The organism is Microbacterium sp. 10L49, from assembly GCF_056395125.1.
Genome location: NZ_JBFTIW010000002.1, coordinates 305225 through 320182, shown reverse-complemented (window position 1 = coordinate 320182; position 14958 = coordinate 305225). Strand labels below are relative to the sequence as shown.

Below are 14958 nucleotides of genomic sequence, written 5' to 3'. Positions count from 1 at the left end.
GATTACTTGGTCAGGGCTTCCAGGTTCTTCTGCGTGGCGTCGAGGATCGCCTTCGGGTCGCCCGTCGCGAGCGATCCGAGCTTGCCGTTGAAGTCGGTCACGACGTCGCTGGCGCCCTTGGCGGTCGGCACGCCCTGGGCGTAGTCCGCCCCGTTCAAGAACGGCACGAGAGCGGCATTGTCCTTCTTCCACGCATCTGCGGCGGAGGCGATCGACGGCATCGGGCCGAAGGCCTTCGAGAACGCGAGCTGGCTGTCCGCGCTGGTCAGGTGCTCGACGAGGTCGAGGGCGGCCTTCTGGTTCTTGCTGTCGGCCGAGATGCCCCAGCAGTTCGTGAACTGCAGCGTGCCCTTCTTGCCGTCGGGGCCTGCGGGCAGCTCGACCGCCTTGTACTTCACGGTGGGGTAATCGTTCGTCATCGCACCGGTGATCCAGTTGCCCTCCACGACCATCGCGGCCTTCTGGGTGCCGAACGCCTCGCCGCCCCAGCCGGATCCGAGGTCGGCGGCGAACTTCATCGAGCCGTCGCCGAGCAGGCCCTTGAGGTAGTCGAGCGCCTTCACGTTGCCCTCGGCGTCGGCGGTGGCCTTGGTGGAGTCGGCGTTCATCAGCCCTCCGCCGGCGGCGACCATGAAGGCGCCGACGCGCGCGTACTCGCCGCTCATCGACAGGCCGACATGGCCGTCGGCGGTGAGCTTCTTCGAGACGGCAGCGAGCTCATCCCAGGTCTTGGGGACGTCGGCATCCGTGAGGCCGGCCTTCGTCCACATGTCGGTGTTGATCACGAGCTGCAGCGTCGAGAAGTCCTTTGGTGCGCAGTACAGCTGGCCGTCGTAGGTGAACGACTTCAGCAGGCTCGGGTAGAAGTCGTCCTTGTTCTTGAGCAGATCGCCGTACGCGAGCAAGGATCCGTTCGAGGCGTATCCGGCCAGGGCGTCGGTGGACTGGTAGAAGACGTCGGCAGGGGAGCCGGACGCGAAGCCCTGTGACAGCTGCTGGTTCAGGTCGCTCGCCGCGGTCACGGTGGCCTTGACGCCCGAGGTCTTCGACCACGCGGACACGGCGTCGTTCACGGCCTTGGTCTCCGCGTCGCCGGAGGATCCGATGAGGATGTTCAGCGGCTTGTCGGACGATGTGAGCTTCGAGGATCCGGTGCTGCTGCCGGCGTCGCCGCCGGAGAATCCCGAACCGCAGCCGGTGAGTGCGATCGCGCCGGCGAGGACGAGGGCTCCGGCCCCGATCGCGGCGCGCGTGCTGTGCCGTGTCATGTCTCTTCTCCCTTGATGAGCATCCGTGATGATGTGTGCTTCTCGGCGACGACGGAGGCCGTCCCAAGAATTTGAACGATCAAACTCTGTGTCGAATACGCTAGGCGGCAGGGGCGCAGGGTGTCAAGGTGGGAAGGTGGTCCCGGATCCCGTGAAGAATCCGGGGAGGGAGAGACATGGCCAGGACGCCGACCGTCGAGGATGTGGCGGAGCGCGCCGGGGTGTCGCGGCAGACGGTGTCGAACGTGCTGAACACCCCGGCGATCGTGAAGCCCGCCACGCGCGAGCGCGTGCAGCAGGCGATCGTCGAGCTGGGCTATCGCCGGCATGCGGCGGCCCGGCAGCTGCGCACCCGCCGCAGCTCCACGATCGGCATCCACCTGGATCCCTACGTCGGTGGCGTCTCCGGCGTAGTCCTGGACCGTTTCGTGCACGCCCTCACCGAGCGCGCCAGCGAGCGCGGCATGCGCATGCTCGTCTACGCCGCCCGGACCGCGGACGATGAGATCGCTCGCCTCGCCGAACTCTGGGAGGGCTCCGAGATCGACGCCGCCATCATCACCGGCACGTTCCACGGCGACCCGCGCACGCGCTGGCTCGGTGAAGCGCGGCTGCCCTTCGTCGCGTTCGGCCGCCCCTGGGGCGAGGACGACCTCGCCGCGCCCGAGCATCTCTGGGTCGACGTCGACGGCGCCGCGGGCACGCGGGCGGCGACCGAGCACGCCCTCGGCTTCGGCCCGAGGGTCGCGTTCCTCGGCTGGCCGACGGGGTCGGGCACCGGCGACGATCGGGAGCGCGGCTGGCGTGAGGCGATGGCCGCGGCCGGGGCCGTGGGACCGCGCTGGACGAGCGAGGAGGACGTCGCTCTGGCGCGAGCCGTCGTGGCCGCCGCGAGCGCGGACGTGGACGCCGTGGTCTGTGCGAGTGACTCCCTCGCGATCGGCGCGCTCCTCGCGGAGACCGGCAGGTCCGCACGGGTGCCGGTGATCGGGTTCGACAACACGCCGACCGCGGAGGCGCTCGGCTTCTCGAGCGTCGAGCAGCGTCCCGAGGACGTCGCAGCCGCGACCGTGGAACTGCTCATGGGGCCGACCGGCGAGACGGTCACTCCGCGGGACGTTCTGGCGGGCACGGCGCACGCGCTGATCGAGCCGCGTCTGGTCGTGCGCTGAGCGGATCCGGATCGAGCGACCCGTTCTCTCTGGTTCGGGCTTAGCGTGGACGCATGGCACGGATCCTGATCTTCGGCGGCCACGGCAAGGTCGCCCTTCTCCTCGAACCCCTCCTCACGGCGCGCGGCGACCAGGTGACCGCGGTGATCCGCGACGCCGCGCAGATCGACGACCTGCGTGCGACAGGGGCGGATCCCGTGGTCTTCGACGTCGAGTCGGCGTCGAAGGAGGCGATGGCGACGCTGATCGCCGGGCACGACGCCATCGTCTGGTCGGCCGGAGCCGGCGGCGGCTCGGCGGAGCGCACCCGGGCCGTCGACCTCGACGCCGCCGTCCGGTCCATGGACGCGGCCGCCGACGCGGGCGTCGCACGGTACGTGATGGTGTCGTACTTCGGATCCTCGCCCGAGCACGGCATACCCGCGACGGACTCGTTCTTCGCGTATGCCGAGGCGAAGGCGGCGGCCGATGAGGCGCTGCGCGCGTCCGGACTGGAGTGGACCGTGCTCGCGCCGAGCCGGCTCACGCTGGAGGAGCCGACGGGGCGGATCGACGCCACATCGGAGGCCTCGGGCAGCGTATCCCGCGCCGATGTCGCGCACGTCATCGCGCAGACGCTGCTCGAGCCGGCGACCATACGCCGCACGATCCGCTTCAACGAGGGAGACCGGCCGATCGACGAGGCGCTGCGCGAACTCTGAGCGCGCGCTGCGCTCAGTCGCGGTTGAGCACGGCCAGGGCGATCCTGTCCAGCGCCCACGCGGCGAAGAGCGCGACCCCGGCGATGCCGAGCCCGCTCGCCCAGAGCGCCGCTCCCACGGCGCCGAAGAGCGCGGTCTCCAGGAGCACCCGGCCCGCGGGACGGATGTCGAAGCGCGCCTTGGGCGACAGCAGCAGGCCCCAGACGACCGCCAGTACGACGATCGTCACGATGGCGCCCACCCACCCCGGCCAGCCGGGAAGGAGTCGCACTGCGGCGACCGCGGCACCGGCCAGCAGCGCGAGCTCGAGCAGGAACCGCAACCCCAGGGCGGTGCGCAGGGCGGGACCGCCATCGAGGAACGGATCGCGTGCGGGACGGTCGGTCATCGGCGGATCAGCCTCGGCCGGCCAGCGCGGCCAGCAGCTCCAGCACGCACAGTGCGGCGAGGCGCACGGTGCGCGCATCCTCGTCATCGGCGGTGGCATCCACCTCGGCGATGTCGGCGCTGACCACGCGCGGGTCGGAGGCGATGCGCCGCACCAGGGCCCGCAGCTCCCAGGCCGCGAATCCGCCGGGCACGCTCGCCGGGCATCCCGGGGTCGCTGCGCGGTCGCAGGCGTCCACGTCGATATCGAGGTGCACGCGTGAGGCGTCTCCGGCGCCGGCGATCTCCACCGCCTCGGCCACGACGTCGTCGATCCCGCGGCGGCGCACCTCGTCCAGGGTGATCACGCGGATGCCCCAGTCCGCGGCGCGCTGGGCGTAGGCGGCGGAGTTCGCGAAGTCCGCGATCCCGATCTGGACGATCCGGTGCGGATCGATCGCGGATCCGTCCGGAGCGTCCTCGACGAGCCGACGCACAGGCGAGCCGTTGGACACCCCGTCGCGCAGGTCGAAGTGCGCATCGATCGTGATGAGGCCTGTGGACCCGGATCCGAGCGCGACAGGGTACGTGAGGGAGTTGTCCCCGCCGAGCGCGATCACGAGGCGCGATGCCGCGGACAGCTCGGACACGCGCGCGATCGCCCGAGCCACGCCCTCGTCACCGTCCGGCTCGTGCACGTCCCCGGCGTCGGCGATCTGCAGTACGGCGTTGAGATCGACCACGGGCGGACCCATCAGGGTCGGGCTGTAGCGGCGCAGCGCGTCGCGGATCGCGGCGGGCGTCGCGTGCGCGCCGGTCGGCGAGAGCGAGGTCCGCCAGGTCGGAACGCCCAGCAGGACGGCGTCGGCGTGCGTGCCGAACGCGGGCCAGTCGCCTCCACGGGGCCAGAGGGGATCGTGCGACAGTGCCATGAGGAGTCCCTTCCCGGACGCGCGGTCGCATCCGCTGTCCAGAGTGCCACTCGTCGGGATCCGCACTGCCGTGCCGGGCTGCGTAGTGTCTGAGAACCGAGACAGGGCAAGTGGTCTATACGTCGCGAGCGGGGCTACACGGGGATGACGGCGTGCGCCACCGCGAAGATCGCGAGCCCGGCGAGCGCTCCGACCACGGTGCCGTTCAGGCGGATGTACTGCAGATCGCGGCCGACCATGAGCTCGATCTTCTCCGTGGTCTCGGCCGGATCCCATCGCTCCACGGTGTCGGTGATGATCGAGGCGATGTCGTGCCGGTAGCGGTCGACGAGGAACACCGCGGCGTCCGTGACCCAGCCGTCCACACGGTGCTGCAGCGGGTCCTCGGTGGCCAGGCGATCGCCGAGCTCGCCGATCGCCACGGCGGCGCGACGGCGCAGCCCGCTCTCCGGATCCGCGAGCGCCGACAGCAGCCCGGTCTTCGCCGCGTTCCACGCCTCGGCGGCCAAGGCGCCCACACGCGGGCTGTCGAACAGGGCCGCCTTGGCGTTCTCCAGGCGCGCCCGCGTGGCGGAGTCGTGCTGCAGGTTGTTCGCCAGGCGGGCGAGGTATCCGTCCAGAGCGCGCCGGGCGGGATGGCGCGGATCGGCCTGCACCGCTCGCACGAACCGCACGGCCTCGTTGTAGGCGGCCTCGTCCACGAAGCGGTGGGCCAGCCGTGGCACCCATCCCGGCAGCCGGCGCGAGAGCAGACCCTGGAACGCTGCGGCGTTGCCATCCAGCCAGGTCGCGATGCTGTCGACGGCGAGGTCCACGGCGTCGCGATGGGCGTCGGCTTCGACGATGCGCTGCAGCCAGGCCCCCGCCGGCGTGCCCCACTCCGGTTCGACCAGATGCTCGCGCGCGAGTTCCGCAATCACGCTCTGCACGTCGTCGTCGCTGAGGGCGCGCAGCACAGCGGAGGCGATGGTGGATCCCTCTGTCGCAACCCGTTCCGCATGTGCGGGTACGCGCAGCCAGGATCCGAGTCGCGCGGCGATGGAGGTCTCGGACAGTTTCGTACGCACGACCTCCGCGGAGAGGAAGTTGGTCTCGACGAACTCGCCGAGCGTGCGGCCGATCTCGTCCTTGCGGCTGGGGATGATCGCGGTGTGCGGGATCGGCAGTCCGAGCGGGCGGCGGAACAGGGCTGTCACGGCGAACCAGTCGGCCAGGGCGCCGACCATGCCGCCCTCCGCTGCCGCGCGTACATACTCCAGCCACGGATAGCGCTGCTGCAGCGAGAAGGCCACGACGAACGCGACCGCCATCACGCCGAGAGCGGCGAGGGCGACGGCCTTCATCTGCCGTAGGGCGCGCAGGCGCTCCAGATCCGCCGGGGACAGCAGTGCTTCACGGGCGCGCGCCATGCGCCCATCCTTGCAGAGCCCCACCCGCGAGGCGGGCGGTACTCTCTACCTCGTGATCGAAGACATCAAGAAGCGCGCCCTGCACCGCACCAGCATCCTCGAGGGGCAGCTCCGCGGCGTCGCGAAGATGATCGAGGGCGAGGAGTACTGCATGGACATCATCACGCAGTCCCGCGCCATCCAGCGCTCTCTCGAATCCCTCAACAAGCTGCTGCTGGAGAACCACCTGCGCACGCACGTGGCGCACATGTTCGACGAGGGCGGCGAGCAGCGCGAGCAGGCCATCGAGGAGCTCCTGAAGGCGTTCGACTTCCAGGCGAAGTAGCTCGCGCGAAACGACACCGAAACACGCATATTCGTTGATAGGCATCAAATAGACAACGAATATCGTCGTCGGAATCCAGTGAACCTACGTTTTCCTCTGTACTGAGCGCAGATCCTGTGCCAGACTCTCCGCAGCGAAGAACTCACTGTGGAGGTTCCATGAGCGGTCCCATGTCCGTACCTGCTCAGAGCACGACCGATGCGCCCACCGGCGGCGTCGAGATCTCTGGCGTCACCAAGTACTACGGTGAGGCGACGGCCGTCGACCGGCTGTCGCTGTCGATCCGGCCGGGGGAGTTCCTCTCCCTTCTCGGTCCCTCGGGATGCGGCAAGACCACGACCCTGCGCATGATCGCGGGCTTCGAGCACCCCGACGAGGGCGACATCCGCCTGAGCGGCCGGAGCGTCCTCGGCCTTCCCCCGCACAAGCGGGAGGTGAACACGGTCTTCCAGGCGTACGCGCTGTTCCCGCACATGACGGTGGCGGAGAACGTCGCTTACGGACTGCAGCAGCGCGGAGTGCCTAAGGCCGAGCAGCGCGAACGCGTGGCCGAGGCCCTCGACATGGTGCAACTGCGCCGCTTCGCGGACCGCAAGCCCACCCAGCTGAGTGGCGGGCAGCAGCAGCGCATCGCACTGTCCCGTGCCCTGATCAATCGTCCCAGCGTGCTGCTGCTGGATGAGCCGCTTGCGGCCCTCGACCGCCAGTTGCGCGAGGAGATGCAGCTCGAGCTGAAGCTGCTGCAGTCGCGGCTCGGCACGACCTTCGTGTTCGTCACGCACGATCAGGCGGAAGCGCTGTCGATGAGCGACCGGATCGCGGTGATGCGTGCGGGGCGGATCGAGCAGCTCGCCGCCCCCGCCGACATCTACGCCGAGCCGGCCTCGGCCTACGTGGCATCGTTCATCGGCCAGCAGAACTTCCTGCACGGGACGGTACTCGGCGGCGACGCCGTCGACACCTTCGCAGGAACCGTGTACGGACGCTGGGGCGGGGAGCAGAGCGCGCCGGGATCCTCCGCTGTCGCCGCGATCCGCCCGGAGTTCGTGCGGCTCGCTCCTGCGGGACGTGCGGACGAACCCGGCCTCGACGGCACCGTGCTGGGCGTCTCGCATCTGGGCGAGACCCTGCAGGTCGCCGTGGACGTGGGCCGCGAGCAGACCTTCCTGGTGCGGATCCCCGCTCCCGGCGCGCCGGCGGTGGCCGTCGGCGACGCTGTGCGCTGCACCTGGAGCGACGCCGACGTGCGCATCTTCGCCGGCGACGGGATCCCCGAGACGGCCACCCACGTGATCGCTCTGCCCAAGGAAGCGGCCTGATGGCGCACGGCGGCGCTCACGGCCAGCCCCCGGTGCGGGTGCTCGCGAACGCTCCCTCCGCACGCAAGATCGGTGCCGAGCTGACCCGGCGCGGCTTCCTCGCGACCGCGCTTGCGGCTTCCGGCGCCGTGCTGTTCACCGCCTGCGCCCCGCAGAAGGCGTCGGCGGCATCCCAGGCGAACGGCGGTCCGCTCGAGGACAAGCTCTCGATCTACACCTGGAGCGACTACGACGATCCGGATCTGCTGAGCGCCTTCACGAAGAAGAAGGGGCCGAAGATCGTCGTCGACGCGTTCAACTCGAACGAGGAGCTCGTCGCGAAGCTGGTCGCCGCACGCGGCACGTCGGGCTACGACATCGTCGTCCCGACGGGTCCGTTCATCCTCCCCATGGCCGAGAACGGTCTGCTGGAGCGGCTGAACCTCGACCTGATCCCGAACTTCCAGACGATGAACCCCCACTTCATCCACCGCACGTTCGATCCGAAGAACGAGTACTCGATCTGCAAGGCATGGGGCACGACGGGCTTCGCCTACGACAAGACCGTGATCAAGCGGGAACTGACCGGGTGGGCCGACTTCATCGATGCGGCGCAGAACGAGGCCTCCGGGAAGACCTCCCTCCTCGATGACCCGGCGCCCATGTGCGGCATCTACTTCTGGTCCCACGGGATCGACTGGAACACGACGGACGAGAAGCACCTCGCGGACTGCGAAGCGTTCATGACGAAGGAGATCGCCCCGCACGTGATCTCCTTCGACTCCGCACCCGGCGGACAGATCATCCCGCAGGCGACCGCGGCGCTCGTGCAGGTGTACAACGGCGACGCGCGCACCGGGATCGCGGCATCGAAGAATCCGGTGCGCTGGCAGTGGGTGCTGGGGGCCCCGGCGACCGAGATCTGGATGGACAACTGGTCGATCGCGAAGGGGGCGCCGCACCCCGAGGCGGCGCACGCCTTCATCAACTTCATCATCGCGCCGGACGTGCAGGTGAAGCAGATGGACTATATCGGCTACGACACCGGCGTCGAGGGCAATCAGCAGCGGGCCGAGGAGGCGGGATTGGAGAACCTCGACATGGTCTTCTTCGCGGAGGAGCAGATCGCCACGATGCACGAGGGGAAATTCACGAAGGCCCAGGAGCGGATCGTGTCGATCTGGAACGCGACGAAGGCGGCCGCCGGTGCGTAAGCTCAGGATCCGCTTCGGTCTGGCCCTGCCCGCCTGGGTGTGGCTGCTCGTCTTCTTCGTCGTCCCGATCGGCGTCGTGGTCTGGTACAGCTTCGGCTACAAGCCGAGCATCTTCTCGACCAACGCGAACGACAAGCTGTCCTTCGATCGCTACGTCGAGGCCCTCTCGCCCACCTTCTTCGCGACCTTTCAGAACACGCTCTGGGTCGGCATCGCCGGAACCGCCCTGTGCCTGATCATCGGCGCTCCCGTCGCGTACTGGATCGCGGTGAAGTGCGCACCGAGCCGGCGCGGGATGTTCCTCGCGCTCGTGATGGTGCCGTTCTGGACCAACTTCCTGGTGCGCACGATCGGCTGGCAGATCATCCTGGCGCCCGAGGGCTGGCTCTCGCACGCGCTGCAGTTCCTCGGCGTGATCCCGGGGCCCCTGGGGATCCTGAACACCCGCGGTGCGGTGCTGCTCGGCGTCGTCTACAACTATCTGCCGCTCATGATCCTGCCCCTGTTCGTGGCATTCGACCGGGTCAGCGGACCGCTGCGCGAGGCGAGCAAGGACCTCGGCGCCGGCAGCTGGCAGACGTTCTTCCGCGTGACGATCCCGCTCGCGCAGCCCGGCATCATCGCCGGGGTGCTGCTGGTCTACATCCCGCTCATGGGCGACTACATCACGGCGACCGTCCTGGGCGGCGCGAAGGGCAACATGGTCGGTCAGATCGTCGCCAGCCAGTTCCAGACCGCGCAGAACTGGGCGCTCGGATCCGCGATGGCCGTGCTGCTCATCCTCACGATCGCCCTGTCGATCGGGGTCATGGCGGCGATCGGCTGGCTCGTCACGATCCCCATCCGCCGCAGCTACCGACTGACGCTGGAGGACGCACGATGACCGTCGTCGCAGAACGCCCCGCCGAGCAGGCGGATCCGTCACCGTCCACGACCCGGGCGGGATCCGGTCGCCGTGCGAAGGCGCCGCGCAACGTCAGCCGCTGGCTGCTGCCGCTGTGGGCGACGCTGGTGTTCGTCTTCCTGTTCCTGCCGATCGCCGTCGTGATCGTCTACTCGTTCAATGTCGGCCGGCTGCTGATCTCGTGGGACCACTTCGGCTTCGACTCGTTCGCCGCGATCGTCACCAAGCCGGCCGTCCGCGACGCGGTGCTGGTCTCGCTGCGCACCGGCCTCATCGCCGCCGTGCTGGCGACGGCGCTGGGCACCCTCGCCGGCATCGCGATGGCGCGCACACCCGGCAAGTGGGTGCCGTGGTTCCTCGGCCTGCTGCTGCTGATCTCGGTCACGCCCGAGATCGTGGACGCGGTGGCGCTGCTGCCCTGGGTCGTGTTCCTCGGTCAGGATCTGGGGTTGTCGATCTTCAACGACGGCACCGTGCGCCTGGTGATCGGCCAGTCGCTGTTCTCCATCGCGATCGTGTCCTACATCGTGCGGGCACGCCTGGTGGGCCTCGACGCCAAGCTCGAGGAGGCGTCGGCGGATCTCTACGCCAAGCCGTTCACCACCTTCGCGAAGGTCACGCTGCCGCTCGCGATGCCGGCCGTCCTCGCGGGCTTCCTGCTCTCGTTCACGCTGGGGCTCGACAACACGATCGTCTCCGCCTTCGTGCAGGTCTCCGGCACCACGCCCTGGCCCGTGTACGTGCTGAGCGCGCTGCGCAGCGGCCTGCGCCCGGAGATCGCCGCAGTGTCCACGATCATGCTCGTGCTGACGCTCGGGGCGCTCGCGCTGGTGGCGCTGGTCCTGAAGAAGGCGGGCGATTCCGCCGCCGACATCGCTCGGACGATGGCGGGAGGCTGATCGGGGCGGCTAGCCTCGGCTGCGTGGACGCCCCCGACCTCGCCGCTCTCCGCGGCGGCCTGCTCGCCTTCTGCTATCAGATGCTGGGTTCGCCGTTCGATGCGGAGGACGCGGTGCAGGATGCGCTCGAGCGGGCCTGGCGCAGCCGGGCGTCGTACGATCCGGACAAGGCGGCGCTGTCCACGTGGGTGTACCGCATCGCGCGCAACGTGTGCGTGGATCGGCTCCGCGAGACACCGCGACGCCCGCTCCCACGCGACCTCACGGACCCGGGCATCGACGTCGGCGCGCCCCTGGTGCCGGCACTGGACGTGCCCTGGCTGGTGCCTGCGCCGACCCGCTGGTGGGCCGACTCCGAGCCGGAGCGGGCGGTCGCCGAAGCCTCCGGGGTGCGGCTCGCGGTGACGCTCGTGCTGCAGGCGCTGCCGCCGAAGCAGCGCGGGGTCTTCATCTTGCGCGAAGTGCTCGGGCACTCCGCGGCGGAGACGGCCCGGATCCTGGAGACGAGCGTGCCGTCGGTGAACTCGGCATTGCAGCGCGCGAAGGCGGCTGTCGCAGAGCGATCCTCCCGCCCCGCCCCGCTGCGGCGCGAGACGGTCGAGCGGTATGCGCGCGCCATCGAGCAGGCCGACGTCGCCGCGCTCGCGGAGCTCGTCGCCGATGACGTGCTGTTCGAGATGCCGCCCGTGCCGTTCTGGTCGATCGGTCGGGAGACCTACGCCGCGTTCATGGCGCACCTGTTCGACTGGCAGGGGACGGGCTGGCAGACCCGTCCGATCTCGGCCAACGGGCAGCACGGCTTCCTGCTCCTGCGCGTCGACGACGACGGCCCGCACCCGCACACGGTGCAGCTGTTCGAAGCCGACGTGACGGGAACCCGGATCGGGCACGTGCTGGTGTACCGCGACGAGGCGCTGTTCGCCCTGTTCGAGCGCGAGGGCATCGTCGCAGTCTGACGAGTCCGAACGGATCCCGCCCGTACGGATTCCGCCCGCACCGATGAGTTCGGCTGCTCTCGCCCGTACACCCTCATGAAGCCCTCCGCGGAGGATCCGCATCGGGGCACGAGGCGAGGAGCACGACATGGCACGCATCATCGTGGCGCAGTTCATCACTCTCGACGGCGTCGTGGAGGATCCGGACGGATCCGACGGTACGCCGTTCGGCGGGTGGTGCTTCCGGCACGGTCCCGAGGCGATCTCGGGGGACAAGTTCCACTACGGCCCGATCCTGCAGACCGGGATCTTCCTGTTCGGACGCCGCACCTGGGAGGCCTTCTCGGCCCTGTGGCCGCCGCGCGACGAGACGGATCCGTTCGCCCGCGCGCTGAACGCCGCGGACAAGGCGGTCGTCACGGGCGGCGAAATAGACCTCGCCCGGTGGCAGAACTCCCGGCGGGTCGAGACGGATCCGGTCGGCTGGGCGCGGGAGACCGCCGCGGAGCGCGACGTCATCGTCATCGGCAGCGGGTCGCTCGTCGAGCGCTTCGTCGCGGCAGGCGCGGTCGACGAGTACCGGCTGCGTGTGTTCCCCACGGCGACCGGGGCGGGCCGGCGGCTATTCCCCGGCGGCATGGCCCTCGACCTCGTGAGCGTCGAGCAGGTCGGCCCGACGAGCCTGGTGATCGCGACGCCGTCGCGCTGAGCCTCGCGCGGCACGATCGCAGACTGCCGAGCGCGGCGCGAGCGCAGAAGAAGGGGGGAGGGCGGATCCAGGATCCGGCCTCCCCCCTGTCGCGTCCCCAGCGACTACAGAACCGACTCGGCCTCGGTCAACACGCCGCGCAGGATCCCGGCGATCTCGCGGAACTCCGCAGGCCCGATGGTGAGCGGCGGCGCGAGCTGGATCACGGGGTCGCCGCGGTCGTCGGCGCGGCAGTACAGGCCGGCATCGAACAGCGCGCCGGAGAGGAACCCGCGCAGCAGGCGCTCCGACTCGTCGTCGTCGAACGTCTCCCGTGTGGTCTTGTCCTTGACCAGCTCGATCCCGAAGAAGTAGCCATCGCCGCGCACGTCGCCGACGAGCGGCAGATCGAGCAGGGTCTCCAGCTCTGCGCGGAACAGCGGCGAGTTCTCGCGCACGCGCTCGTTGAGCTTCTCCTCCTCGAAGATGTCCAGATTCTCCAGGGCGACCGCGGCCGACACGGGGTGTCCGCCGAAGGTGTAGCCGTGCGGGAACGACATGTCGCCGTGCGCGAACGGCTCGTAGATCTTGTCGCTCACGATCGCGGCGCCCAGGGGGGAGTATCCGCTCGTGATGCCCTTGGCGCAGGTGATGATGTCGGGCACGTAGCCGTAGGCGTCGCAGGCGAACATGTGTCCGATCCGGCCGAACGCGCAGATCACCTCGTCCGAGACGAGCAGCACGTCGTAGCGGTCGCAGATCTCGCGCACGCGCTGGAAGTATCCGGGGGGCGGCGGGAAGCAGCCGCCCGAGTTCTGCACCGGCTCGAGGAAGACTGCGGCGACCGTGTCGGGGCCCTCGAACTGGATCATCTCCTCGATCCGGTCGGCGGCCCAGACGCCGAACGCTTCGGGGTCCGTCGGCGCGCCCATCTCCGCCGCGCGGTAGATGTTCGTGTTGGGCACGCGGAAGCCGCCCGGGGTGACCGGCTCGAACATGGCCTTCATCGCGGGGATGCCGGTGATCGCAAGCGCGCCCTGCGTGGTGCCGTGGTAGGCGATCGCGCGGGAGAGCACCTTGTGCTTGGTGTGCTTGCCCTGCAGCTTCCAGTAGTGCTTGGCGAGCTTGAAGGCGGTCTCGACGGCCTCGCCGCCGCCCGAGGTGAAGAAGACCCGGTTCAGGTCGCCCGGGGCGTAGCCGGCCAGGCGGTCGGCCAGCTCGATCGCGGCGGGGTGCGCGTACGACCACAGCGGGAAGAAGGCCAGCTGCTCGGCCTGCTTCGCCGCGGCCTCGGCGAGGCGCTTGCGGCCGTGGCCCGCGTTGACGACGAACAGGCCCGAGAGCCCGTCGATGTACTGCTTGCCGGTGTCGTCCCAGATGTGGTGTCCCTCACCCCGGACGATGATCGGCACCCCGTTGCGGTCCATCGTGGACTGCCGGGTGAAGTGCATCCAGAGGTGATCGTGTGCTTTCTGTTGCAGATCGGCGCTCATGCTCCGATCTTGTCACTCGAAATCGGAAATGACAACAGATATCGAAGGTTGAGATCCCCGGATCCTGCGGATTCCGAGGTCGAGGCTCCGACGGCAGGGCTCGTGTGGTGGGTCGGACGACCGCTCAGGGCAGGGAGACGGCCTCGGTGTCCGGCATCGGCGCGGCGTCGCGGCCGCGCAGGTCGGGGAAGAAGCGCACGAACACGACCGAGACGATCAGCGCGACGGCGGCGAAGCACGTCGCTGCGAGGTAGGCCCCGGTGGGGCTGTGCATGCTGTCGATGAGGAAGCCGGCAATCGCTGATCCGGCGGCCGCGCCGATCAGCTGGCCGGTGCCGACCCAGCCGTACGCCTCGGCGGTCTCGGAGAACTTCACGCTCGCCGACGTGATCGCGAACAGCACCGCGAGCGCCGGCGCGACCCCGATGCCGGCGGCGAGCAGAGTGCCGCCGAGCCAGAACACGTTGAGGGACACCATCGTGAGCGCGAGCCCGACGGTCACGATGGTGAGCCGGCGGGCCATGGCCCAGGGGCCCATCGGCACGTGGCCCGAGGCGAGACCGCCGACGAGGCTTCCCACCGAGAAGACCGCGAGCACCAGACCTGCCGAAAGTCCCCCGTGGTCGAAGGTCTTCACCACGCCCACCTCGACGGCCGCGCAGGCGCCGATGAGGAGGAAGCCGACGACCGTGGCCAGCAGCACCGGCGGCTTCAGCACGACGGCGCCGAAGCCGCGGCGGCTGCGCGGGATGCGCACGCGCCCGACCTCGGGGGAGAGGATGAACCAGGCGCCGCCGCCCACGAGCACGGCGGCGACGAGCAGCAGGCCCTGTACGGTGCCGATCTGCGTGGAGACGATCGTGATCACGACCGGGGCCACGATCCAGATGATCTCCTGCAGCGATGCGTCCAGTGAGAACAGCGGCGTGAGCTGTGAGGAGTTCACGAGCTTCGGGTAGATGGTGCGCGCGGCGGACTGGATTGGCGGGGTCGAGAGCCCCGCGATCAGGCCGAGCACCACGTAGCCGGCGAGCGGCAGGAACGAGAAGAACGCCAGCCCGAGGAAGGCGAGCACGCAGATCGACAGGGTCAGCGTGAGCACGGGGCGCATGCCCCACCGGCCCATCCAGCGGCTGGTGACAGGCCCGGACACGGCCTGTCCGATCGACGACGCCGCGAGCACCAGCCCGGCCGCTCCATAGGATCCGGTCGCGTGCTGCACGTGAAGCAGGATCGCGAGACTCGCCATGCCGTTCGGGAATCGCGCCGTCAGCTGTGCGGCGATGATGCGCCCGACTCCCGGTACGCGCAGAAGCTCCTTGTATCCCGATCCGGCCACGGACCAACGCTACAG

Annotated in this window: 15 protein-coding genes; 9 read left to right on the top strand and 6 right to left on the bottom strand. The window is 69.6% G+C overall.

All coding sequences use genetic code 11. From position 1 onward, the window contains the following. Positions 1 to 2 precede the first annotated feature (2 nt). Positions 3 to 1268, bottom strand: coding sequence for a sugar ABC transporter substrate-binding protein (locus tag AC1DCT_RS05995; RefSeq protein ID WP_440733673.1), 1266 nt, complete (start codon positions 1266 to 1268; stop codon positions 3 to 5). Positions 1269 to 1444: 176 nt separating this feature from the next. On the opposite strand from AC1DCT_RS05995, the gene AC1DCT_RS05990 reads away from it, so the two are divergent. Both AC1DCT_RS05990 and AC1DCT_RS05985 read left to right on the top strand, forming a co-directional pair. Beyond that, positions 1445 to 2440 (top strand): LacI family DNA-binding transcriptional regulator, encoded by a 996-nt coding sequence (locus tag AC1DCT_RS05990; protein ID WP_477428010.1) that lies wholly within the window; start codon positions 1445 to 1447, stop codon positions 2438 to 2440. Positions 2441 to 2493: 53 nt separating this feature from the next. Further along, positions 2494 to 3141 (top strand): SDR family oxidoreductase, encoded by a 648-nt coding sequence (locus tag AC1DCT_RS05985; RefSeq protein WP_440733671.1) that lies wholly within the window; start codon positions 2494 to 2496, stop codon positions 3139 to 3141. Positions 3142 to 3154: 13 nt separating this feature from the next. Here the strand turns inward: AC1DCT_RS05985 and AC1DCT_RS05980 are convergent, their stop codons facing one another. From AC1DCT_RS05980 to AC1DCT_RS05970, 3 genes are all read right to left on the bottom strand, one after another. After that, a complete protein-coding gene (locus tag AC1DCT_RS05980; protein ID WP_477428009.1) occupies positions 3155 to 3529 on the bottom strand; it encodes a YrdB family protein in 375 nt (124 codons plus the stop codon). 7 nt (positions 3530 to 3536) lie between these two features. After that, positions 3537 to 4439, bottom strand: a complete 903-nt coding sequence (locus AC1DCT_RS05975; RefSeq protein WP_477428007.1) for an agmatinase family protein — start codon at positions 4437 to 4439, stop codon at positions 3537 to 3539. 134 nt (positions 4440 to 4573) lie between these two features. After that, positions 4574 to 5848, bottom strand: coding sequence for a DUF445 domain-containing protein (locus AC1DCT_RS05970; protein WP_440733667.1), 1275 nt, complete (start codon positions 5846 to 5848; stop codon positions 4574 to 4576). 52 nt (positions 5849 to 5900) lie between these two features. Here AC1DCT_RS05970 and AC1DCT_RS05965 point away from each other — a divergent pair, with 52 nt between their 5' ends. From AC1DCT_RS05965 to AC1DCT_RS05935, 7 genes are all read left to right on the top strand, one after another. Then, positions 5901 to 6173: a metal-sensitive transcriptional regulator gene (locus tag AC1DCT_RS05965; protein ID WP_440733666.1), complete on the top strand. Its 273-nt coding sequence runs from the start codon at positions 5901 to 5903 to the stop codon at positions 6171 to 6173. Between the two features lie 170 nt (positions 6174 to 6343). Further along, positions 6344 to 7492, top strand: coding sequence for an ABC transporter ATP-binding protein (locus tag AC1DCT_RS05960; protein WP_477229490.1), 1149 nt, complete (start codon positions 6344 to 6346; stop codon positions 7490 to 7492). Next, complete coding sequence (locus tag AC1DCT_RS05955; protein ID WP_477428005.1) at positions 7492 to 8685, top strand: extracellular solute-binding protein; 1194 nt, start codon at positions 7492 to 7494, stop codon at positions 8683 to 8685. The genes AC1DCT_RS05960 and AC1DCT_RS05955 overlap by 1 nt, the downstream gene beginning before the upstream one ends. Beyond that, on the top strand, positions 8678 to 9568 hold the full coding sequence (locus AC1DCT_RS05950) for an ABC transporter permease (RefSeq protein ID WP_233311386.1): 891 nt from the start codon (positions 8678 to 8680) through the stop codon (positions 9566 to 9568). Before AC1DCT_RS05955 ends, AC1DCT_RS05950 begins: the two co-directional genes overlap by 8 nt. Continuing rightward, a complete protein-coding gene (locus AC1DCT_RS05945) occupies positions 9565 to 10488 on the top strand; it encodes an ABC transporter permease (protein WP_233311385.1) in 924 nt (307 codons plus the stop codon). Before AC1DCT_RS05950 ends, AC1DCT_RS05945 begins: the two co-directional genes overlap by 4 nt. A gap of 23 nt (positions 10489 to 10511) precedes the next feature. Continuing rightward, positions 10512 to 11444 carry an RNA polymerase subunit sigma-70 gene (locus AC1DCT_RS05940; RefSeq protein WP_440733662.1) on the top strand — a complete coding sequence of 311 codons (933 nt, stop codon included), beginning with the start codon at positions 10512 to 10514 and terminating at the stop codon, positions 11442 to 11444. Between the two features lie 127 nt (positions 11445 to 11571). Next, a complete protein-coding gene (locus tag AC1DCT_RS05935) occupies positions 11572 to 12132 on the top strand; it encodes a dihydrofolate reductase family protein (protein WP_477428002.1) in 561 nt (186 codons plus the stop codon). Between the two features lie 104 nt (positions 12133 to 12236). On the opposite strand, the gene AC1DCT_RS05930 is transcribed toward AC1DCT_RS05935, so the two are convergent. Both AC1DCT_RS05930 and AC1DCT_RS05925 read right to left on the bottom strand, forming a co-directional pair. Next, entirely contained in the window at positions 12237 to 13604 is a 1368-nt protein-coding gene (locus AC1DCT_RS05930) for an aspartate aminotransferase family protein (protein ID WP_477229485.1), read from the bottom strand. Positions 13605 to 13728: 124 nt separating this feature from the next. Beyond that, complete coding sequence (locus tag AC1DCT_RS05925) at positions 13729 to 14892, bottom strand: MFS transporter (protein ID WP_477428434.1); 1164 nt, start codon at positions 14890 to 14892, stop codon at positions 13729 to 13731. Positions 14893 to 14958 lie beyond the last annotated feature (66 nt).

Bases quoted from the DNA above. Each gene is read 5' to 3' on its own strand.
- AC1DCT_RS05995 (WP_440733673.1), bottom strand. From the start codon at position 1,268: ATGACACGGCACAGCACGCGCGCCGCGATCGGGGCCGGAGCCCTCGTC.
- AC1DCT_RS05990 (WP_477428010.1), top strand. From the start codon at position 1,445: ATGGCCAGGACGCCGACCGTCGAGGATGTGGCGGAGCGCGCCGGGGTG.
- AC1DCT_RS05985 (WP_440733671.1), top strand. From the start codon at position 2,494: ATGGCACGGATCCTGATCTTCGGCGGCCACGGCAAGGTCGCCCTTCTC.
- AC1DCT_RS05980 (WP_477428009.1), bottom strand. From the start codon at position 3,529: ATGACCGACCGTCCCGCACGCGATCCGTTCCTCGATGGCGGTCCCGCC.
- AC1DCT_RS05975 (WP_477428007.1), bottom strand. From the start codon at position 4,439: ATGGCACTGTCGCACGATCCCCTCTGGCCCCGTGGAGGCGACTGGCCC.
- AC1DCT_RS05970 (WP_440733667.1), bottom strand. From the start codon at position 5,848: ATGGCGCGCGCCCGTGAAGCACTGCTGTCCCCGGCGGATCTGGAGCGC.
- AC1DCT_RS05960 (WP_477229490.1), top strand. From the start codon at position 6,344: ATGTCCGTACCTGCTCAGAGCACGACCGATGCGCCCACCGGCGGCGTC.
- AC1DCT_RS05955 (WP_477428005.1), top strand. From the start codon at position 7,492: ATGGCGCACGGCGGCGCTCACGGCCAGCCCCCGGTGCGGGTGCTCGCG.
- AC1DCT_RS05945 (WP_233311385.1), top strand. From the start codon at position 9,565: ATGACCGTCGTCGCAGAACGCCCCGCCGAGCAGGCGGATCCGTCACCG.
- AC1DCT_RS05935 (WP_477428002.1), top strand. From the start codon at position 11,572: ATGGCACGCATCATCGTGGCGCAGTTCATCACTCTCGACGGCGTCGTG.
- AC1DCT_RS05930 (WP_477229485.1), bottom strand. From the start codon at position 13,604: ATGAGCGCCGATCTGCAACAGAAAGCACACGATCACCTCTGGATGCAC.